General features: G+C 67.3%; 20 protein-coding genes and 1 pseudogene. 14 read left to right on the plus strand and 7 right to left on the minus strand.

Features of this window, described 5'->3' with window-relative positions; genetic code table 11:
* Window positions 1-28: 28 nt before the first annotated feature.
* From G5V65_RS18040 to G5V65_RS18050, 3 genes are all read right to left on the minus strand, one after another.
* Window positions 29-526 carry a heme-degrading domain-containing protein gene (locus G5V65_RS18040; RefSeq protein ID WP_241250635.1) on the minus strand — a complete coding sequence of 166 codons (498 nt, stop codon included), beginning with the start codon at window positions 524-526 and terminating at the stop codon, window positions 29-31.
* A complete protein-coding gene (locus G5V65_RS18045; RefSeq protein ID WP_165052915.1) occupies window positions 523-1,596 on the minus strand; it encodes an FkbM family methyltransferase in 1,074 nt (357 codons plus the stop codon). The genes G5V65_RS18040 and G5V65_RS18045 overlap by 4 nt, the downstream gene beginning before the upstream one ends.
* 85 nt (window positions 1,597-1,681) lie before the next feature.
* Complete coding sequence (locus tag G5V65_RS18050; RefSeq protein ID WP_165052918.1) at window positions 1,682-2,329, minus strand: TetR/AcrR family transcriptional regulator; 648 nt, start codon at window positions 2,327-2,329, stop codon at window positions 1,682-1,684.
* Between the two features lie 135 nt (window positions 2,330-2,464).
* Between G5V65_RS18050 and G5V65_RS18055 the strand changes: the two genes are divergently transcribed.
* Together G5V65_RS18055 and hydA are read left to right on the plus strand one after the other, a co-directional pair.
* Window positions 2,465-3,715, plus strand: a complete 1,251-nt coding sequence (locus tag G5V65_RS18055; protein WP_165052921.1) for a Zn-dependent hydrolase — start codon at window positions 2,465-2,467, stop codon at window positions 3,713-3,715.
* Between the two features lie 89 nt (window positions 3,716-3,804).
* Window positions 3,805-5,259, plus strand: coding sequence for a dihydropyrimidinase (gene hydA, locus G5V65_RS18060; RefSeq protein WP_165052924.1), 1,455 nt, complete (start codon window positions 3,805-3,807; stop codon window positions 5,257-5,259).
* 11 nt (window positions 5,260-5,270) lie between these two features.
* Here hydA and G5V65_RS18065 read toward each other — a convergent pair whose 3' ends face one another.
* On the minus strand, window positions 5,271-5,687 hold the full coding sequence (locus tag G5V65_RS18065; protein WP_165052926.1) for a cupin domain-containing protein: 417 nt from the start codon (window positions 5,685-5,687) through the stop codon (window positions 5,271-5,273).
* A gap of 272 nt (window positions 5,688-5,959) precedes the next feature.
* Here G5V65_RS18065 and G5V65_RS18070 point away from each other — a divergent pair, with 272 nt between their 5' ends.
* From G5V65_RS18070 to G5V65_RS18115, 10 genes are all read left to right on the plus strand, one after another.
* The gene (locus tag G5V65_RS18070; RefSeq protein ID WP_165052928.1) at window positions 5,960-6,760 is read left to right on the plus strand and encodes an ABC transporter ATP-binding protein; all 801 of its coding nucleotides are present in this window, start codon (window positions 5,960-5,962) and stop codon (window positions 6,758-6,760) included.
* 135 nt (window positions 6,761-6,895) lie between these two features.
* Window positions 6,896-7,231, plus strand: coding sequence for a hypothetical protein (locus G5V65_RS18075; protein WP_165052931.1), 336 nt, complete (start codon window positions 6,896-6,898; stop codon window positions 7,229-7,231).
* Window positions 7,228-8,115, plus strand: a complete 888-nt coding sequence (locus G5V65_RS18080) for an ABC transporter permease (protein ID WP_165052933.1) — start codon at window positions 7,228-7,230, stop codon at window positions 8,113-8,115. The genes G5V65_RS18075 and G5V65_RS18080 overlap by 4 nt, the downstream gene beginning before the upstream one ends.
* The gene (locus G5V65_RS18085) at window positions 8,112-8,957 is read left to right on the plus strand and encodes an ABC transporter permease (protein ID WP_165052935.1); all 846 of its coding nucleotides are present in this window, start codon (window positions 8,112-8,114) and stop codon (window positions 8,955-8,957) included. The genes G5V65_RS18080 and G5V65_RS18085 overlap by 4 nt, the downstream gene beginning before the upstream one ends.
* A gap of 43 nt (window positions 8,958-9,000) precedes the next feature.
* Entirely contained in the window at window positions 9,001-9,993 is a 993-nt protein-coding gene (locus tag G5V65_RS18090) for an ABC transporter substrate-binding protein (protein ID WP_165052983.1), read from the plus strand.
* Between the two features lie 168 nt (window positions 9,994-10,161).
* The gene (locus G5V65_RS18095; RefSeq protein ID WP_165052938.1) at window positions 10,162-11,469 is read left to right on the plus strand and encodes an XRE family transcriptional regulator; all 1,308 of its coding nucleotides are present in this window, start codon (window positions 10,162-10,164) and stop codon (window positions 11,467-11,469) included.
* A 134-nt stretch (window positions 11,470-11,603) separates the two neighbouring features.
* Window positions 11,604-11,972 (plus strand): response regulator transcription factor, encoded by a 369-nt coding sequence (locus G5V65_RS18100; RefSeq protein WP_165052941.1) that lies wholly within the window; start codon window positions 11,604-11,606, stop codon window positions 11,970-11,972.
* Window positions 11,969-12,235 carry a hypothetical protein gene (locus G5V65_RS18105; RefSeq protein WP_165052944.1) on the plus strand — a complete coding sequence of 89 codons (267 nt, stop codon included), beginning with the start codon at window positions 11,969-11,971 and terminating at the stop codon, window positions 12,233-12,235. The genes G5V65_RS18100 and G5V65_RS18105 overlap by 4 nt, the downstream gene beginning before the upstream one ends.
* 3 nt (window positions 12,236-12,238) lie before the next feature.
* Entirely contained in the window at window positions 12,239-14,926 is a 2,688-nt protein-coding gene (locus G5V65_RS18110; RefSeq protein ID WP_165052947.1) for an ATP-binding protein, read from the plus strand.
* Between the two features lie 55 nt (window positions 14,927-14,981).
* Window positions 14,982-15,887: a FliM/FliN family flagellar motor switch protein gene (locus G5V65_RS18115; RefSeq protein WP_165052950.1), complete on the plus strand. Its 906-nt coding sequence runs from the start codon at window positions 14,982-14,984 to the stop codon at window positions 15,885-15,887.
* Window positions 15,888-15,940: 53 nt separating this feature from the next.
* On the opposite strand, the gene G5V65_RS18120 is transcribed toward G5V65_RS18115, so the two are convergent.
* From G5V65_RS18120 to G5V65_RS18130, 3 genes and pseudogenes are all read right to left on the minus strand, one after another.
* Entirely contained in the window at window positions 15,941-16,369 is a 429-nt protein-coding gene (locus G5V65_RS18120; protein WP_165052953.1) for a TIGR01244 family sulfur transferase, read from the minus strand.
* Window positions 16,370-16,401: 32 nt separating this feature from the next.
* On the minus strand, window positions 16,402-16,842 hold the full coding sequence (locus tag G5V65_RS18125) for a DUF6691 family protein (RefSeq protein ID WP_165052986.1): 441 nt from the start codon (window positions 16,840-16,842) through the stop codon (window positions 16,402-16,404).
* A 2-nt stretch (window positions 16,843-16,844) separates the two neighbouring features.
* Window positions 16,845-17,321 (minus strand): annotated as a pseudogene (locus tag G5V65_RS18130) (YeeE/YedE family protein); the annotation flags it as partial.
* A gap of 143 nt (window positions 17,322-17,464) precedes the next feature.
* Here G5V65_RS18130 and G5V65_RS18135 point away from each other — a divergent pair.
* Together G5V65_RS18135 and G5V65_RS18140 are read left to right on the plus strand one after the other, a co-directional pair.
* Window positions 17,465-17,782, plus strand: a complete 318-nt coding sequence (locus tag G5V65_RS18135; protein WP_165052958.1) for a TraR/DksA family transcriptional regulator — start codon at window positions 17,465-17,467, stop codon at window positions 17,780-17,782.
* Window positions 17,783-17,798: 16 nt separating this feature from the next.
* Window positions 17,799-18,023 carry a hypothetical protein gene (locus tag G5V65_RS18140; protein WP_165052961.1) on the plus strand — a complete coding sequence of 75 codons (225 nt, stop codon included), beginning with the start codon at window positions 17,799-17,801 and terminating at the stop codon, window positions 18,021-18,023.
* The last annotated feature ends 40 nt before the right edge of the window (window positions 18,024-18,063 follow it).

Consider the following 18,063-nt stretch of genomic DNA (forward strand, 5'->3'; position numbering starts at 1 on the left):
ACGTGACCGGCGGTCGCGCGGGATGGTGTCAGGCCCCGGGAAGCAGCGTGTCGAGGGCGCGCACGACGAGACGGTGGTCTTCCAGCTGCGGCAGGCCCGAGACGGTCGCGCAAGCGACCAGCCCGGCGCCGGCGACGCAGACCGGCACGGCACCGCCGTGAATGGCATAATCGTCTTCGGAGAGGCCGTGCATGGCGAGGCTTTCTCCTTTGGCCGCCATGTTCCGCCCGACATGCAGCGAGGCGAGGTGGAAATGCAGGGCGGTGTTGGATTTCCGCCGTGCCCAGCGATCGTTGATCGGGGCGGAGCCCGGCATGGCGAGGTGAAAGAGCGTGCGGTCGGGGGTGCGGATGTCGATCACGACGGGAAGGCGGTCGAGCTTTGCCATGTTCATCATGGTCAGCCCGAGGCGAAGAGCGGTTTCTTCAGTGAATTCCGCAAGGACAAGGCGGGCGGCTTCGGCTTCGAGATCGGTGATATCCATATCGGGCTTTCGGTCCTTGCTTGCGGATCGGGGGGCGGTCATGCACCCGAAGAGCGCAGCGTGGGTTTCCTGGCGGGGGTCGCTTTCGGGCTGGCCGGGCCGGGTTTGGCACGTGAAGCGGCGGGCTTTGTGGGGGGGACACGGGTTTTTGCGGCCGGGGCAGGTGCCGCAGCGGCAGGGGATGGGGCGGGCGTCGGGTCTGCCTGCGCGGCCTCGCCGCGTTCATCCCGGACCAGAAGCGCGGGGGGCAGGGCATCGGCATAGCGCCCGGGCAGATCTGCCGGGACGAGGGAACGCCGCACCAGTTCATCCAGCGCATAGAGCGCGAGGCTGTGGCTTTCGATCACGGCGGCGGCGAGGAGGGCAAGCTGCATCACCTGCCCGTCGCTGAAGCCGTCGATCCGGCCCGGATGGCGCAGATAGACGGCGTCGCCGTCGATCAGCTGATCGGCATTGCGGCGGCGATGCAGGCGCGCGGATTGGGAATTGGGCATGGGCTGGGATTTGTTGAACAGGAACTTGTGCAGCATGAAGCCCTGTGCGCGCAGGCTTTCGTCGACGCCGCCCATCATCGGCTCGTCCTCATAAAGCTGCATGTAGCGCAGTTCGACGATGACGGCGACGGCATCGGCCAGGACGCGGGTGGCATGGTCGAAGACCAGCTTCTCGCCGCCCTGAATGTCGATCTTGAGCAGGTCGCAGGGGGCGAGACCTTCGATCCGGTCTAGGCTGAGGGTCTGCATCTGCAGCTTTTCCAGAACCCGCGCCCAGCGGCCGCGACCAAGGGCGCGCAGGCCCGGCAGGTGCGGCGGGAAGATCGAGGTGAGGCCGCTGCTGGCATAGATATGCAGCGTCTGGAGGCTGCCATCGCCAACGGCATGGGGGTGATAGCTTTCCTGCGGCCCCTTGATGCGCTGGAGTTCGGCATAGGCCGCGGGCTGCGGTTCGAACCCCGTGACATGGCAGCCGCCCGCCCGGAGGAGGGCGGCATAGGGGGCCTCGTTGATCGGATTTGCCCCGACATCGAGGATGGAGGTCGGCCGCGGCAGCGGCAGGCTGGCAAGGAGCAGGCTGACATGGGCTGGCAGCGCGGGAGGGGAGGCGGAGGACATGGCGAACACTCAAACCGATAGGGACTGCGGCCAGCCTAGGCCAAGGGCGCGGCTTTGGATAGATGGCCCGCGGGCAGGGCGATGGTCAGATCGCGCCGATGCCGCGCAGGATGATCTGCTTGACGCTTTCGGTGGCCTCGCGCCATTGCGCGTCGGTCAGGGGGCGGCCCTGGTTCAGGGTTTCGATCTGGTGGCCGAAATCGGCGTAATGCTGGGTCGTGGCCCAGAGCATGTAGAGCAGGTGGCGCGGGTCGATGGGGGCCATCTGCCCTTCGTCGATCCAGCGCTGGATGACGGCCATGCGGCCTTCGGTCCATTGGCGCAGGGTGGTTTCGAGATAGTCCTGGATCACGGGCGCGCCATGCATCACCTCGGCCGCCCAGACCTTGGAGCCGTGGGGGTGGCGGCGGGAGATATCCATCTTCGCCTCCACATAGGCGCCGATGCCTTCCACCGGGCCTGCCGCGCCGTCGAAGGAGGAGGCGGCGTCGAGCCAGATTTCGAAGATGTTCTGCACGACGCGGCGGTAGAGATCCTCTTTCGTGGGGAAGTAGTAATGCAGGTTGGCCTTGGGCAGGCCCGCCATATCGGCGATGAGTTGCATGGTCGCGCCGCCGAAGCCCGCCTCGGCGAAGACGCGTTCGGCGGCGTCGAGGATGAGGCGCTCATTCTGCTGCCGGATATCTGTGCGACGGCCGGGGCGGATGCGGGAAATGCGGGCGGTTCCGGGCATTCGTCCTCGTGATTTTCATTGACCGGATGGTCAGGTTGTGATGCGTTTCGTATTGACCATATGGTCAGGATGCGAGTCGATCAACAAGCGTGGGACAGGGGCCGACAGAGCCCGCACCACAGGGAGAGCCAGCCGATGCCAGCACCCGGGGAGAACCTCAGGATCAATTCCGCGCGGCTGTGGGACAGCCTTGAAGAGATGGCGTTGATCGGGCCGGGCGTGGCAGGCGGCTGCAACCGGCAGACCCTGACGGATGCCGACAGCGAGGGGCGGCATCTGTTCCAGCGCTGGTGCGAGGCGGCGGGGATGACCATGGGCGTGGATACCATGGGCAACATGTTCGCGACGCGGGCGGGGACGGACCCGGAGGCCCTGCCGGTTTACATGGGATCGCATCTGGATACGCAGCCGACGGGCGGGAAATATGACGGTGTCCTCGGTGTGCTGGGCGCGCTGGAGGTGGTGCGGACGATGAACGATCTGGGGGTCAAGACGCGCCGCCCCATCGTGGTGACGAACTGGACGAATGAGGAGGGGGCGCGGTTCGCGCCTGCGATGCTGGCCTCGGGCGTGTTCGCGGGGATCCATACCGAGGAATATGCGAAGGGGCGGCGGGACCTTGAGGGCAAGGTCTTTGGCGAGGAACTGGCGCGCATCGGCTGGGTAGGGGATGAGAAGGTCGGCGCGCGGAAGATGCATGCGATGCTGGAGCTGCATATCGAGCAGGGGCCGATATTGGAGGCCGAGGGGAAGACGATCGGCGTCGTGACCCACGGGCAGGGGCTGTGGTGGCTGGAGATCACGCTGACGGGGAAGGATGCGCATACCGGGTCCACGCCCATGCATATGCGGGTCAATGCGGGGCTGGGCATGGCGCGGATCACCGAGCGCGTGCATCAGATCGCGATGAGCCATCAGCCGAACGCCGTGGGCGCGGTGGGGCAGGTGAAGGTTTTCCCGAACAGCCGCAACGTGATTCCGGGGAAGGTGGTCTTCACGGTGGATATCCGCAGCCCTGAGCAGGGGAAGCTGGATGCGATGAAGGCGGAGGTGATCCGCGCGGCGCAGGCTGTGGCGAAGGAGCTGGGTCTGGGCTGCGAGATCGAGGATGTGGGGCATTTCGATCCCGTGACCTTCGATCCCGGTCTGGTGGGCGTGGTGCGGGGCGCGGCCGAGCGGTTGGGGTATTCGCATATGGATATCGTTTCCGGCGCGGGGCATGACGCCTGCTGGATCAACCGCGTGGCGCCGACGGTGATGGTGATGTGTCCCTGCGTGGACGGGCTGAGCCATAACGAGGCGGAGGCGATCAGCCCGGAATGGGCGGCGGCGGGGACGGATGTTCTGCTGCATGCGGCGCTTGAGGTGGCGGAGGTGGTTTCCTGATGGAACCCCCGGGGGTTTTGCACCCCCGGACCCCCGCAGGATATTTGGGAACAGATGAAGCCTGAGGGTTTCGAGAGGGAGAGAAGCGGATGAGCGCCACCATCATCAAGAACGGCACTGTTGTGACGGCGGACCTGTCCTACAAGGCGGATGTGCGGATCGAGGGGGGGAAGATCACCGAGATCGGCGCGAACCTGACGGGTGGGACGGTGCTGGATGCGACGGGCTGCTATGTGATGCCGGGGGGGATCGACCCGCATACGCATCTGGAGATGCCCTTCATGGGCACCTATTCGGCGGATGATTTCGAGAGCGGGACGCGCGCCGCGCTGTCGGGCGGGACGACGATGGTCGTGGATTTCGTGCTGCCGGGGCAGGGGCAGGGGCTGATGGATGCCGCGCAGATGTGGCACAACAAGTCGGGTCGCGCGAATTGCGACTATTCCTACCACATGGCCGTGACATGGTGGGGCGAGAAGGTCTGGGAGGGCATGGCAGACAGCGTGAAGGCGGGGATCACCTCCTTCAAGCATTTCATGGCCTATAAGGGCGCGCTGATGGTGAATGATGACGAGCTGTTCTCGTCCTTCCGCCGGGTGGGTGATCTGGGCGGGCTGGCCATGGTCCATGCCGAGAATGGCGATGTGGTGGCGGAGCTGACGGCGAAGCTGCTGGCCGAGGGGAATACCGGGCCGGAGGGGCATGCCTATTCCCGGCCCCCGCAGGTGGAGGGGGAGGCGACGAACCGCGCGATCATGATTGCCGACATGGCGGGGGTGCCGCTCTATGTCGTCCACGTGTCCTGCGAGGATGCGCATGAGGCGATCCGGCGGGCGCGGCAGGCGGGCAAGCGGGTCTGGGGCGAGCCGCTGATCCAGCACCTGACGCTGGATGAGAGCGAGTATTTCCATCCCGATTGGGACCATGCCGCGCGGCGCGTGATGAGCCCGCCCTTCCGCAACAAGGAGCATCAGGCGAGCCTTTGGGCGGGGCTGATGTCGGGGTCGCTGTCCTGTGTCGCGACGGATCATTGCGCCTTCACGACCGAGCAGAAGCGGTTTGGCGTCGGGAATTTCGCCAAGATCCCGAACGGGACGGGCGGGTTGGAGGATCGTCTGCCGATGCTCTGGACGCATGGGGTGGGGACGGGGCGGTTGACGCCGAACGAATTCGTGGCGGTGACCTCCACCAATATCGCGAAGATCCTGAACCTGTACCCGAAGAAGGGCGCGGTGCTGGTGGGGGCGGATGCGGACCTTGTCGTGCTGGACCCGGAAAAGGAGAAGGTGATTTCCGCCAGCACCCAGCAGTCGGCGATCGATTACAACGTGTTCGAGGGCCACAAGGTGAAGGGTCTGCCGCGTTTCGTGCTGACGCGGGGGCAGGTTGCCGTGAATGACGGGGCGGTGCAGACGCAGGAGGGCCACGGGAAATTCGTGGGTCGCGAGGCGCGGCCTGCGGTGAACCGGGCGCTGAGCCAGTGGAAGGACCTGACCGCGCCGCGCCCGGTGGTGCGGACGGGCATTCCGGCGACGGGTGTGTGAGGGATGGGGGTCTAAGGGACCAGATGCTCCAGTTCCGGCAGCAGAACCACGCTTTCCTGTTCGTGCGGGTCGGTCCGTGCGATGACGGCGCGTGCGGGGGTGCTGCCGGGGTTGAAGGGCAGGTGGGGCATGTCGGCGGGGATGTAGAGAAGATCGCCGGCCGCCAGTTCCATGCGGTGTTCGAGAGCGTCGCCCCAGAACATCGAGGCGATCCCGTCGAGCATGAAGATGGCGGTTTCGTGGGTGGCGTGCTTGTGCGCCCTGGCGCGGCCCCCCGGCGGGATCGTCAGCAGGTGCATGCAGATGGCCTGCGCGCCGGTGGTTTCGCGGGCGATGCCTTCGAAATAGCTGAACCCCTGCTTGCCGTCATAGCTGTGGTCGGCCGAGGGGCGGAGTTTGTGGCAGGCGGGACGGGGGGCACTGGTCATCGTGGAACGCTCCATTCATGGTCTGGGCGGAGCATGGCATGGCGCGGGGGCCTGCGTCAGCCGTCTTCTTCGGCGGGCGAGGGGTCCGGTTGCGGGGCGAAGGTGAGGACGGGGATGGCGAAGAGGTTGTCTTCCAGATCCTCGGGCATGGGGGCGAAGGCGAGCGTGCCGGGCATCGGGATGGGGCCTTTCTTCGGGGGATGCGGGCAGGATGCCCGCAGGCTGCGACGGTTTGATGACGGTGCGCGCGGACGCGCCGGGAACGGGTGGGAATGAAGGATACGTTGAACGCAGACGCGCCGGTGATCGAGGCCAAGGGGTTGAACCTGACCTTCGAGACGGGGGACGGGCCCGTGCATGCCCTGCGGGATGTGAACCTGTCGGTGGAGCGGGGGGAGTTCGTCAGTTTCATCGGGCCGTCGGGCTGTGGCAAGACCACCTTCCTGCGCTGCGTGGCGGCGCTGGAGCATCCGACGGGCGGAAGCCTGACGGTGAATGGCATGACCCCGGACGAGGCACGGCGGCGGCGCGCCTATGGCTATGTCTTTCAGGCGGCGGGGCTTTATCCCTGGCGGACGATTGCGGGGAACATTGCGCTGCCGCTGGAGATCATGGGGTTTTCCAAGGCCGAGCAGGCGGAGCGGATCGAGCGGGTGCTGGATCTGGTGGAGTTGAAGGGGTTCGGGAAGAAGTTCCCCTGGCAGCTTTCGGGGGGGATGCAGCAGCGGGCCTCGATTGCCCGGGCGCTGGCCTTTGATGCCGATATCCTCTTGATGGACGAGCCCTTTGGCGCGCTGGACGAAATCGTGCGGGACAGGCTGAACGAGGAGTTGCTGAAGCTTTGGGCGGCGACGGGGAAGACCATCGGCTTTGTCACCCATTCGATCCCCGAGGCCGTGTATCTTTCGACGAAGATCGTGGTGATGTCGCCCCGTCCGGGGCGGATCACGGATGTGATCGACTCGCCTTTGCCGAAGGAGCGGCCGCTCGACATCCGCGACTCGGCTGCGTTCATCGAGATCGCGCATCGGGTGCGGGACGGGTTGCGGGCGGGGCATGGCGATGAGGTATGATCCCCTGTCAGCCGGGGGCACCCCCTCCCCGACCCTCCCCCGTGCCGGGGGAGGGAGTCTGCGCTGCGCGGGCGGCGCGCGGGTGGGCCGCGGTGCAATTGGGTATTTGGGCCAAGATGAAGCCGGGGGGCGGGCATGAGCGCGGGGCTGATGCTGTGGCTTTCGGGCGCGATGGCGGCCTTCATCGCGGCGAATTCCGTGCTGCGGGCCTATGCGGGGTCGGGGGCATGGCCGACGCTGGCGCTGGCTTTGGGCTGTTTTCTGGTGGGCAACCTGATGATGGTGCGGCTGATGCGGGAGAGCGGGCTGGCGCTGGCGGTTTCGATTTCTTCGGTGGTGCAACTGGTGGCGCTCGCACTGATCGGGGTCTTGTGGTTCGGCGAGCGGCTGACGGGATTGCAGGCGGCGGGCGTGGTGCTGGGGATCGTGGCCGTGGCGATGATCGCCTGGCCGCAGGGAGCGCGGGGATGAAGGGGAAGGCGATACCCGTTCTGATCGTGCTGGGGATCATCCTTGTGATCTGGTATCTCTGCACGGTCTGGATGAATGCCGCCTGGGTCTACGATCAGGCCGGGCGCACGGGGCGGACGGTCGGGTTTGGCGAATTGGTGCAGGCCACCATGGTGCAGGAGCGGCCGATGCTGCCTGCGCCGCATCAGGTGGCAGCGGCGCTGTGGGACGGGATCGCAGGGCAGGCGGTGACCAGCAAGCGGAGCCTCGTCTATCATGGCTGGGTGACGATGGAGGCGACGCTGGCGGGCTTCGCGCTGGGGATCGTGCTGGGTGTCTCGCTCGCCGTGGGGATCGTCTATTTCCGGGTGATGGAGGCGACCGTCATGCCCTGGGCGGTGATCAGCCAGACCATTCCCATCGTGGCCTTGGCGCCGATGATCGTGGTGCTGTCGAATACGCTTTCGCTGGGTGAGGCGCTGGGGCTGGAGAACCGGCTGGTGTCGAAGACGATCATTTCGGCTTATCTCAGCTTCTTTCCGGTGCTGGTGGGCATGGTGAAGGGGTTGCGCAGCCCCGATGCGATGCAGGTGGACCAGTTGGCGACCTGGAATGCGAGCGGGTGGCAGAGTTTCAAATACCTGCGGCTGCCGTCGTCGATGCCCTATTTCTTTGCCAGCCTGAAGGTCGCCATTGCGGCGGCCCTGGTGGGGGCCATCGTGGGCGAGTTGCCGACCGGGGCGGTGGAAGGGCTGGGCGCACGGATGCTGGTGGCGAGCCAGTTCGGGCAGCCCCTGCTGATGTGGGCATCGCTCTTTGCTGCCGCTTTGGTCGCGGGGATGCTGATCCTTGGGGTCGGTGCCATCCAGCGGGCGGCGGATCGGGCGATGGGGGTGCGGCCATGAGCGGGCTGTGGTTGGCCATCGTCTTCTGGATCGCGGCCTGGGGCGCGAATGTCTGGATTGCGCGGCGGGCGCGGGGGCGGTTGGCGGGGATGGTGCCGCCGGTGCTGTTCGGGCTGGCGGTGCTGGTGCTGTGGGAGGGGGCGGTGCGGGCCTTTGCCGTGCCGGAGGTGATCCTGCCCGCGCCGAGTGTGGTGGTGGCGGCGATCGGCGCGAATCTTGGCACGCTTTGGGGCGATTTCGTGCAGACCATCGTGAAGGGGGCCTTTTCGGGCTATGCGATGGGCTGCGGCGCGGCGCTGGTGGTGGCGGTGCTGGTGGACCGGTCGCCCGTGCTGACGCGGGGGCTGTTGCCGGTGGGGAATTTCGTGGCGGCGCTGCCCATCGTGGGCGTGGCGCCGATCATGGTGACCTGGTTCGGCTTTGGCTGGCAGTCGAAGGCGGCGGTGGTCTTTGCTATGGTCTTCTTCCCCGTACTGGTGAATGCGGTGGCGGGGCTGACGGCCGCCGACCGGATGCATCGCGACCTGATGCGCACCTATGCCGCCGGATACTGGACGACGCTCTTCAAGCTGCGGCTGCCGAGTGCTGCGCCCTTCATCTTCAACGGGTTGAAGATTGCCACAACCCTGGCGGTCATCGGGGCCATCGTTGCGGAATTCTTCGGCTCTCCGACGCGGGGGATGGGGTTCCGCATCTCGACCGCTGTCGGATCGCTTGCACTGCCCATGGTCTGGGCGCAGATTTTCGTGGCAGCCCTTGCGGGCACGCTGTTCTACGGTTTCGTGGCCATGATCGAGAGACGGGTCACGTTCTGGCACCCCTCCCAGAGAGTGCGGGGATAATGAAGAAACACATCCAACTGGCGACATGGAGGTCGGAGACATGATGAAGGGTTTGATGGCGGGCGCGATGATGGCGCTGATGGCGGCGGGGGCCGCTTCGGCGCAGGACAGCGTGAAGCTGCAGTTGAAATGGGTGACGCAGGCGCAGTTCGCGGGCTATTACGTGGCCGAGGCGAAGGGGTTCTATGACGAGGAGAACCTTGACGTCACGATCCTGCCGGGCGGGCCGGATATCGCGCCGGAGCAGGTGATCGCGGGCGGTGGCGCGGATGTCATCACGACCTGGATGCCCGCAGCGCTTGCCGCGCGGGAGCGGGGGGTGCCGCTGGTCAACATCGCGCAGCCGTTCAAGAATCAGGGTCTGTCCTTTGTCTGCCGCAAGGATCAGGGGGTCGAGTCGACCGCCGACTTCCCCGGCAAGACGCTGGGCGTGTGGTTCTTCGGGAACGAATATCCGTTCTATGCCTGGATGGCGAAGCTGGGCCTTGCCACCGATGGCAGCGAGGGCGGCGTGACCGTGCTGAAGCAGGCCTTCGACGTGGAGGCCCTGCTGAACGGGCAGGCGGCCTGCATCAGCGTGATGACCTATAACGAATATGGTCAGGTGCTGGATGCCGGGCTGACGCCGGATCAGCTGACGTTCTTCTCTTATGGCGAGCAGGGCGTGAAGGTGATGGAGGACGGGCTTTATGCGCTGGAAGAAAGCCTGAAGGACCCGGCCTTCGAGGACAAGATGGTGCGGTTTGTCCGCGCCTCGATGAAGGGCTGGAAATATGCCGAGGCGAACCCCGCCGAGGCGGCACAGATCGTGGTGGATGCGGATCAGACCGGTCTGCAGACGCTTGAGCATCAGACCTACATGATGGGTGAGGTGGCCAAGCTGACCGCAGGGTCGAACGGGGCGCTGGATCCGGCCGATTTCAACGCGACGGTCGAGGCGCTGCTGGCGGCGGTGAGCCCGGAGAACCCGGCCATCACCAAGGCGCCGGATGCGGGGGCCTTTACTTCGGCGATCACGGACAAGGCGCTGCAGTAAGCATCGCCGGACGGAAGGACGGGGCGCGCGCGGGGAGACCTGCGCGCGCCTTTTTCATGCCGGGCGCTGGGGGAGATGGCGGATTTGGGTATTTGGGCCAAGATGAAGGGGCGGTTGTAAAGTTTTCCGGGCGTTGTAAATCTGTGGGCCTTGCCAATGGGAGGGGCCATGCCGCTATCGGCGCTGACGGGAACGCGGTTGCGGGAGCGGCGTCTTGCGCTGGGCCTCCGGCAGGGGGTGGTGGCCGAGGCGGCGGGGGTGTCGGCCTCATACCTCAATCTGATCGAGCATAACCGGCGGCGGGTGACGGAGGAGGTGCTGGCGGCGCTGGCCGGGGTGCTGGGTGTGCCGGTCGAGGTGCTGCGCGAGGGCGAGGGTAGCACGCTGCTGGAAGACCTGCGTCTGGCCGCCGCCGCGGCGGGCGAGGGGACCGGGGCGGAACTGGACCGGATCGAGGAATTCGCGGGGCGCTTTCCGGGATGGGCGGGGACGCTGGTCGCGCTGGAGCGGCGGGTGGCGGGGCTGGAGCGCGCGGTGGAGGCGCTGAACGACCGCATGACGCATGACCCGCATCTGTCGGCCTCGTTGCATGAGATGCTTTCGGCGGTGTCGTCGGTGCGCAGCACGGCGGAGATCCTGGCAGAGCCGGGCGAGATCGACCCGGACTGGCAGGGGCGGTTCCTGCGCAACCTGTTTTCCGACAGCGAGCGGCTGGCCGCGGTTTCGGAGGCGCTGGTGGCCTATCTGGACGGGTCGGAACAGGCGGGGGTGCAGGGCATCGCATCGCCCCAGGAGGAATTCGAGGGCTGGCTGGCGGCGCGCGACTGGCATCTGCCGGAACTGGAGGACGGGGGGGCGGGACTGGCCGCCCTGTCGGGCGAGATCGGGGGCCTGGTTTCGGGGGCGGCGCGGCAACTGGCGCGCGACTGGCTGCGCCGTGCGGCGGAGGAGGCCGCGCGCCTGCCCATGGCGGTGCTGGAGGCGGAGATGGCGGCGGCCGGGCCCGCGGGGCCCGATCCGCTGCGGCTGGCGCGGGCGCGGGGGCTGCCCGTGACGGGGGTGATGCGGCGGCTGGCGCTGCTGCCGGGGGCGGGCTTCGGGCTGGTGATCTGCGATGCCTCGGGCACGCTGGTCTTTCGCAAGCCGGCGGAGGGCTTTGCCCTACCGCGATTCGGGGCGGCCTGTCCGCTCTGGCCGCTGTTTGCGGCGCTGGGGCGGCCGATGAGCCCGGTTGCGGCCGATCTGGCGACGGCGGGGCGTGGGGCGCGGCGGTTCGCGGCGCTGGCCTGGTGCGACCTGCAGCATCCGGGTGGGCTGGCCGGGGTGGAGTTGCGGGAGGCGGCGATGCTGATCCGCCCGGTGGCGGGGGCGGCGACGGGTGGAGAAGCGTTGCAGGTGGGCACGAGTTGCCGGATCTGCCCGCGGCGGGATTGCCCGGCCCGGCGGGAGCCTGCGATCATGGGCGAGGCGGTCTGACCCGGCGCTGCGAATGGGCTTTTGACAGGGTGCCGGGAATCGGGGCATCGTCGGGGCAGGATGCCGGCAGCAGACCGGTGGGGAACCGGAGGGGACCAGGCGCATGTCTGGCGCCCGTGGGAGGGAAGGCTGCAATGACGAGCCATGTCCTTTTGATCGAGGACGAGCCCCATATTGCCGAGGCGATCCGGTTCATCCTGAGCCGGGACGGGTTGACCGTATCGACCTTTGGCGATGGCAGCGGCGCGGCCGAGGCGGTGCGCAAGGAGCGGCCCGATCTGGTGATCCTCGATCTGATGCTGCCCGGCTGTTCGGGGCTGGAGATCCTGCAGGCGATCCGGTCGGATCCGGCGACGGAGACGACGCCCGTGATGATGCTGACGGCCAAGGGCCAGGGCCGCGACCGCGAGGCGGCGGAACGCGCCGGGGTGAGCCATTTCATGACCAAGCCCTTTTCGAATGCCGAGATGCTGGCCTCTGTCCGGGCGCTGGTGGGGCGATGAAGCGGGCGCGATCCCCCCTCTTTCTGAAACGGGGCAGTTATCGCAAGCGGCGCCTGCGCGACGGGGCGCGGATGCTGCCGGTCTTTGGGCTGTTCCTGCTGTTGCTGCCGATCCTCTGGGCCCCGGCCGAGACGGAGGCCACGGATACGGCGCGCGACGGGCTTTACCTGTTCGCGGTCTGGTTCGGGCTGGTGGTGGTGGCGGCGCTGCTGGCCCCGGGACTGGCCGAGGAAACCAGCGGGGACGAGGGCGAGGAACGCTAGGCCATGCCCTTCAACCTGCTTGTCCTGTCCTGCCTTGCCTATGTCGCGGTGCTGTTCTCGGTGGCCTTCCTGGCCGAGCGGCGCGCGGCGATGGGGCGGATCGGCTGGCTGCGATCGCCCATGATCTACACGCTGTCGCTGTCGATCTATTGCACGGCCTGGACCTTCTATGGCGCGGTCGGCTATGCGGCGCGGTCGGGGCTGGAATTCGTGACCATCTACCTGGGGCCGACGCTGGTTTTCGTGGGCTGGTGGCTGCTTCTGCGCAAGCTGGTGGCGATCGGGCGGCAGCAGCGCGTGACGTCGATCGCGGATCTGATTTCGTCGCGTTTTGGAAAATCGAACTTTCTGGGCGTGGTGGTGACGCTGCTGGCCGTGGTGGCGGCGACGCCCTATATCGCGCTGCAGTTGCAATCGGTGACGCTGTCCTTTGGTGTCTTTGCCAGCGGAACGCCGGAAGGCTGGGCCCTGCCGGACCGGGATTCCACCGCGATCTGGGTGGCGGGGGGGCTGGCGCTGTTCACCATCCTGTTCGGGACGCGCAATCTGGATGCCAAGGAGCAGCACCATGGCGTGGTGCTGGCCATCGCGGTGGAGGCGGTGGTGAAGCTGGTGGCGCTGCTGGCGGTGGGGGTGTTTGTCGTCTGGGGGTTGGCCGGCGGGCCTGTGGAGCTGTTCCAGCGGATCGAGGCCTCGCCCATTGCGGATTGGGAATTGCAGCCGGGGCGGTGGGCCGGGCTTCTGTTCGTGTCGGGCGCGGCGGTGATCTGCCTGCCGCGGATGTTCCAGGTGATGATCGTCGAGGATGGCGAAGAGCGCCATATGGCGCGGGCGAGCTGGGCCTTTCCGCTGTACCTGCTGCTGATGAGCCTGTTCATCGTGCCGATTGCGGTGATCGGGCTGGAGCGGATGCCCGAGGGGGCCAATCCGGACATGTTCATGCTGACGCTGCCCCTGGCCGAGGGGCAGGGCGCGCTGGCGATGCTGGCCTTTCTGGGCGGGTTTTCCAGCGCCACCTCCATGGTGATCGTGGAAAGCATCGCGCTGGCCACGATGGTTTCGAACCATGTGGTGATGCCGATCTGGCTGAAGCTCCGGCCGAAGGCGGCGATGTCGGGGGATGTCCGGCGGATCGTGATCCTGTCGCGGCGGCTGGCCATCGTGGCGGTGCTGACGCTGGGCTATCTTTACTATCGCCTGTCCGGGGGATCGGCGGCGCTGGCGGCGATCGGGCTGATCGCCTTTGTGGGCGTGGCGCAGGTGCTGCCGGTTCTGGTGGGGGGGCTTTACTGGCGGGGGGCCACCAAGACCGGGGCGGCGGCGGGGCTGGTGACGGGCTTTGCCGTCTGGATCTATACGCTTTATCTGCCGTCCTTCGGGCCGGGTGCGGCGCTGAGTGTGGCGGTCTTCGAACAGGGGCCGGGCGGGATCGGCTGGCTGCGGCCGCAGGCCTTGTTCGGGGTGGCGGGGGCGGATCCGCTGCTGCATTCGCTGGTCTGGTCGCTGGCGCTGAATACGGCGGCTTTCTGCATCGTGTCGCTGTTCACCTTTCCCGGCCCGGTGGAGCGGATGCAGGGCGTGGCCTTCGTGAATGTCTTCGATGCCGAAGGCGGCGGGCCGCAGGGATGGGCGCGGGGGCGGGCAGAGCCCGAGGCGCTGTTGGTGATGACGCAGCGGATCCTTGGCAACGAGGCGGCGCTGGCGCTGTTTGCAACCGAGGCGCGGACACAGGGGAAGGACGGCTATCTGCCGGACGCGACGCCCGATTTCGTGGCCGGGCTGGAGCGGCGGCTGGCCGGATCGGTGGGGGCGGCGACGGCGCATGCGATGATCAGCCAGATCGTCGGGCGGGCGACGGTATCGGTGGAAGACCTGATGGCGGTGGCCAATGAGACCGCGCAGATCATGGAATATTCCGCCCAGCTGGAAACCCAGCGCGAGGAACTGACCCGCACCGCGCGGCAGTTGCGCGAGGCGAATGAAAAGCTGACCCAGCTTTCGGTGCAGAAGGATGCCTTCCTGAGCCAGATCAGCCATGAATTGCGCACCCCCATGACATCCATCCGGGCCTTTTCCGAAATCCTGACCGAGGGCGATCTGCCGCCCGAGATGGTGGCGAATTACGGGCGCATCATCCATGAAGAGGCGATCCGCCTGACGCGGCTGCTGGATGACCTGCTGGATCTGAGCGTGCTGGAGAACGGATCGGTTCAGCTGAATCTGGGGCTGGCCAATATCCAGCAACTGATCGACCGGGCGCTGGCCTCGGCCAGCCATACGCGGCCGGAGCGGGTGTTCGTCATCCACCGCGACCTGCCGTCAGAGAACCTGTTCGTGCGGACGGATGCGGACCGGCTGGTGCAGGTCTTCATCAACCTGATCTCGAATGCGCGGAAATATTGCGATGCGGCGGCGCCGGAGCTGAAGATCACCGTGCGGCAGAAATCGGGGCGGGTATCGGTGGATTTCGCCGATAACGGATCGGGGATTCCCAAGCAGAGCCAGGCCATCATCTTCGAGAAATTCGCGCGGCTGACGGATCAGACGCGGGCGGGGGGCGCCGGGCTTGGTCTTGCGATCTGCCGCGAGGTGATGGCCAATCTGGGCGGCACGATCACCTATCTTCCGGGTCAGGGCGGGGCAGCCTTTCGCGTGATGCTGCCGCTGCGACTGGAGCAGAAGGCGGCTTAAGGATTTCTTCGTTCTCTTGCGTGAGACTGCCTTGTGCAGAATGCAGGATGGCCGGATGTCGTTGATTCAGTTGAAGCGTTCCACTGCCGCGATGGCGGGGGACTCCACCGCGGCGGTGGAGCGGGTCTGGGCGCTGGCGCTTGCCCGGGCCGCACAGGAGGAGTTGGGGATTGCGCTGTCGCTTGGGGATTGCCGATTGCAACGGCGGACCCTGGGCGAACTTGGCGAATTGCTGCCGGAACCCGCGCTGATCGCCGCGCTGGATGAAGGTGCGGGCGAAGCGACGGGGGTGCTGGTTGTCGATGCCGGGCTGATGGCGGGCATGGTGGAGGCGCTGACAACCGGAACGGTGACGGCGCTGGACCGGGCCGGGCGACGGCCGACACGGACGGATGCGGCGTTGCTGGCACCTGTGCTGGACCGGGCGCTGGCCGGGTTCGAGGCTGCCGCAGCCGAGGCCGATCTGACGGAATGGGCGCGCGGGTTCCGCTTTGCGGCAACGGTTGATGGCGGGCGGGCGCTGTCGCTGATGCTGGAGGATGTGGAGTTTCGCGTTCTGCTGGGCGAGGTGGATCTGGCCGGCGGGGCCCGCAAGGGGCGGCTGATCCTGGCGGTGCCTGACGGGCTGGGTGGCGGCATGGCGGAGGTGCGGCCGCCCGTCGATACCCGCTTTGCCGAAGCCCTGGCCGAGCGCGTGGCAGGGGCGGAAGTGCGGCTGGACGCGGTGCTGATGCGGCTGTCGATGCCCTTGGGGGCGGTGATGGCGCTGCGGGTCGGGCAGGAGGTGGCGCTGCCCCTGGCCGATATCGGGCAGATCGGGCTGGAAGGGCTGGACGGGCGCCGGGTGGGGGCTGGGCGGCTTGGCCGGCAGGGCACGGCGCGGGCGGTTCGCCTGGCAGGCGAGGCGGAAGAGCGCCCGCAGCAGACCGCGGTGGCGGTGCTTTCGGCGGGACGGATGTAGGGTGGCGGGCGGCCTGTCTGGCCGCGCCCGCCCCCATGGCGATGCTGGCGGGCTCAGCCCTGCTGGGACAGGCCCTGGAGCGTGGGGCGCAGATGTTCCAGTTGATAGCCGAAGCGGGCCGGGATCGCGATCAGGTCATCAATGGGCATCTGGCCCGCATGGGCCAGCGCCCAGACGACCGATGACCGGTTGCCGCTGGCGCAATAGGCGAAGACCGGGCCGGTGGCGGCCTCGATCGCGGCGCGCTGGGTGGCGACATTGTCCATCGTCAGCGCCCCGCCGATCACCGGATTGGCGACGAAGGCCAGACCCAGCGCCTCGGCCGCGGCGCGGATGACATCGGTATGCAGGTCGGGCGGGATCTCTCCATCCGGGCGGTTGTCGATGATCAGGCTGTAGCCCGCCGCCTTGATGGCCGGAAGATCGGCAGGGTCGATCTGGGGAGATACGGCATAGCTTGGGGTCAGGGCGCGGATTTCCATTGCATACTCCAGTCGCGCGGCCGGGGCGGGGATCAGGTCGCCGGGGCCATCCGTTCAAGCCGCGCGCGGGCGGCGGGTGCGGCGACCATACCCGCCAGCATGGCGATAAGGAAGACCAGACCGCCAGTTCCGCCCCAGCCGAGAGAGGCCAGCGCCGGGCCGGGGCAGAGGCCCGAAAGCCCCCAGCCCGCGCCAAAGAGGGTGGAACCGATGACAAGCGGGGAATCGACGGTCCGGCCGCCGGGCGAAAGGGGGATGGTGCGGCCCAGAAGCGCGGTGCGCTGTCGTGCCGCGATGCGCCAGGCAATGGCCATGGGGATGAGCGCGCCCCCCATGACGAAGGCCAGCGTCGGATCCCAATCGCCGAAGACATCCAGCCAGCCCTGGACCCTGGTCGTGTCGGTCATGCCGGAGATCAGCAGGCCGAGGCCGAAGATTGCGCCCGAAAGGGCGGCGGCAAGGTTGCGTTTCATCATCAGATCCATCCCAGCACGTGACGGGCCAGCACCATGACGATGCCCCCGGCGAGAATGTAGAAGACCGTGGCCACGATCCCGCGCAGCGACAGGCGCGAGATCCCGCAGACCCCATGCCCCGAGGTGCAGCCATTGGCGAGCCGGGTGCCAAGCCCGACCAGCAGGCCGCCCAGGATCACCAGCGCCCAGTTGCCGGTGAGATGCGTGTCCGATCCGCCCGAAAGCAGGACGGCAAGGCCGGGCAGGGCGATCAGCCCGGCAAGGAAGGAGGCGCGTTCGGCCCAGCTGTCGCGCCCGCTGCCATCGACCAGACCGCCGACAATGCCCGAGGCGCCCATGACGCGGCCATTGACCAGAAGATAGAGCGCCCCGGCGCCGCCGATCATCAGGCCGCCGAGAAGGCCCCAGAGCCAGGCAATATCGAACATGTGGGTCATCCTGCAGGGCCCCTTGCGGGGGGTGGTGGGGGCGGCATCGCGCCGCCGGTGCCGATCATATGGGGCAGAGAGAAGATATCACAAGTCTTGAATGTATGAAATCGGCGTGAGTCTTGATCGAGGTCAAGGACGGGAAATGCGGGCCTGTTAGGATTGGCGAACCGGAAAGCAGGAGGGTGCCGATGACTTCGCTCACGATGCGCAGGGAACAACTGGAGGCCCGGCTGGCCGATCTGCAGGGCAGGCTTGCGGGGATCGAGGCCGAGCTTGATTCCCACAATGCCGCCGATTGGGAGGAACTGGCGACCGAACGCGAAGGCGATGAGGTGCTGGAAGGCATGGGCCTGAGCGGGCAGCAGGAGATTCGCATGATCGAGGCGGCGCTGCAGCGGATCGCCGCGGGCGAATACGGATATTGCGTGAAATGCGGGGCCGAGATCGGCGCGGCGCGGCTGGATGTGCTGCCCTTCACCCCGTTCTGCCGCGACTGCGCGGCCTGAGAAGGAGGAGACCGACATGGCGATGACCAGATTGACGGATATTGCGGGTCTGATGGGCGAGGCTGTGGAGGCTGCGGCGGCGGGGCAGGCGATGGGCCTGGCGGTGCTGCGGGCCGAGATGGAGGCGCTTTCGAAGGTGATGCCGGGGGCCGAGCCCGCAGAGGATGCCGCGCAGGCCGAGGCGCGCCATGCGGCAGAAGAGGCCGAGATCGAGGCGGGATTTGACAACATGCCGGTCTGATCGGACCGGGGCCATTGCCAAGCCGCGGCGCGCAGCTCTT

The organism is Paragemmobacter kunshanensis (assembly GCF_011059185.1).
GTDB lineage: Bacteria > Pseudomonadota > Alphaproteobacteria > Rhodobacterales > Rhodobacteraceae > Paragemmobacter > Paragemmobacter kunshanensis.

Coding starts and splice junctions, on each gene's coding strand:
- G5V65_RS18095 (WP_165052938.1), top strand. CDS start 10,162: ATGCCGCTATCGGCGCTGACGGGAACGCGGTTGCGGGAGCGGCGTCTT.
- G5V65_RS18100 (WP_165052941.1), top strand. CDS start 11,604: ATGACGAGCCATGTCCTTTTGATCGAGGACGAGCCCCATATTGCCGAG.
- G5V65_RS18120 (WP_165052953.1), bottom strand. CDS start 16,369: ATGGAAATCCGCGCCCTGACCCCAAGCTATGCCGTATCTCCCCAGATC.
- G5V65_RS18110 (WP_165052947.1), top strand. CDS start 12,239: ATGCCCTTCAACCTGCTTGTCCTGTCCTGCCTTGCCTATGTCGCGGTG.
- G5V65_RS18125 (WP_165052986.1), bottom strand. CDS start 16,842: ATGAAACGCAACCTTGCCGCCGCCCTTTCGGGCGCAATCTTCGGCCTC.
- G5V65_RS18115 (WP_165052950.1), top strand. CDS start 14,982: ATGTCGTTGATTCAGTTGAAGCGTTCCACTGCCGCGATGGCGGGGGAC.
- G5V65_RS18135 (WP_165052958.1), top strand. CDS start 17,465: ATGACTTCGCTCACGATGCGCAGGGAACAACTGGAGGCCCGGCTGGCC.
- G5V65_RS18140 (WP_165052961.1), top strand. CDS start 17,799: ATGGCGATGACCAGATTGACGGATATTGCGGGTCTGATGGGCGAGGCT.
- hydA (WP_165052924.1), top strand. CDS start 3,805: ATGAGCGCCACCATCATCAAGAACGGCACTGTTGTGACGGCGGACCTG.
- G5V65_RS18050 (WP_165052918.1), bottom strand. CDS start 2,329: ATGCCCGGAACCGCCCGCATTTCCCGCATCCGCCCCGGCCGTCGCACA.
- G5V65_RS18065 (WP_165052926.1), bottom strand. CDS start 5,687: ATGACCAGTGCCCCCCGTCCCGCCTGCCACAAACTCCGCCCCTCGGCC.
- G5V65_RS18090 (WP_165052983.1), top strand. CDS start 9,001: ATGAAGGGTTTGATGGCGGGCGCGATGATGGCGCTGATGGCGGCGGGG.
- G5V65_RS18045 (WP_165052915.1), bottom strand. CDS start 1,596: ATGTCCTCCGCCTCCCCTCCCGCGCTGCCAGCCCATGTCAGCCTGCTC.
- G5V65_RS18105 (WP_165052944.1), top strand. CDS start 11,969: ATGAAGCGGGCGCGATCCCCCCTCTTTCTGAAACGGGGCAGTTATCGC.
- G5V65_RS18075 (WP_165052931.1), top strand. CDS start 6,896: ATGAGCGCGGGGCTGATGCTGTGGCTTTCGGGCGCGATGGCGGCCTTC.
- G5V65_RS18040 (WP_241250635.1), bottom strand. CDS start 526: ATGACCGCCCCCCGATCCGCAAGCAAGGACCGAAAGCCCGATATGGAT.
- G5V65_RS18085 (WP_165052935.1), top strand. CDS start 8,112: ATGAGCGGGCTGTGGTTGGCCATCGTCTTCTGGATCGCGGCCTGGGGC.
- G5V65_RS18080 (WP_165052933.1), top strand. CDS start 7,228: ATGAAGGGGAAGGCGATACCCGTTCTGATCGTGCTGGGGATCATCCTT.
- G5V65_RS18070 (WP_165052928.1), top strand. CDS start 5,960: ATGAAGGATACGTTGAACGCAGACGCGCCGGTGATCGAGGCCAAGGGG.
- G5V65_RS18055 (WP_165052921.1), top strand. CDS start 2,465: ATGCCAGCACCCGGGGAGAACCTCAGGATCAATTCCGCGCGGCTGTGG.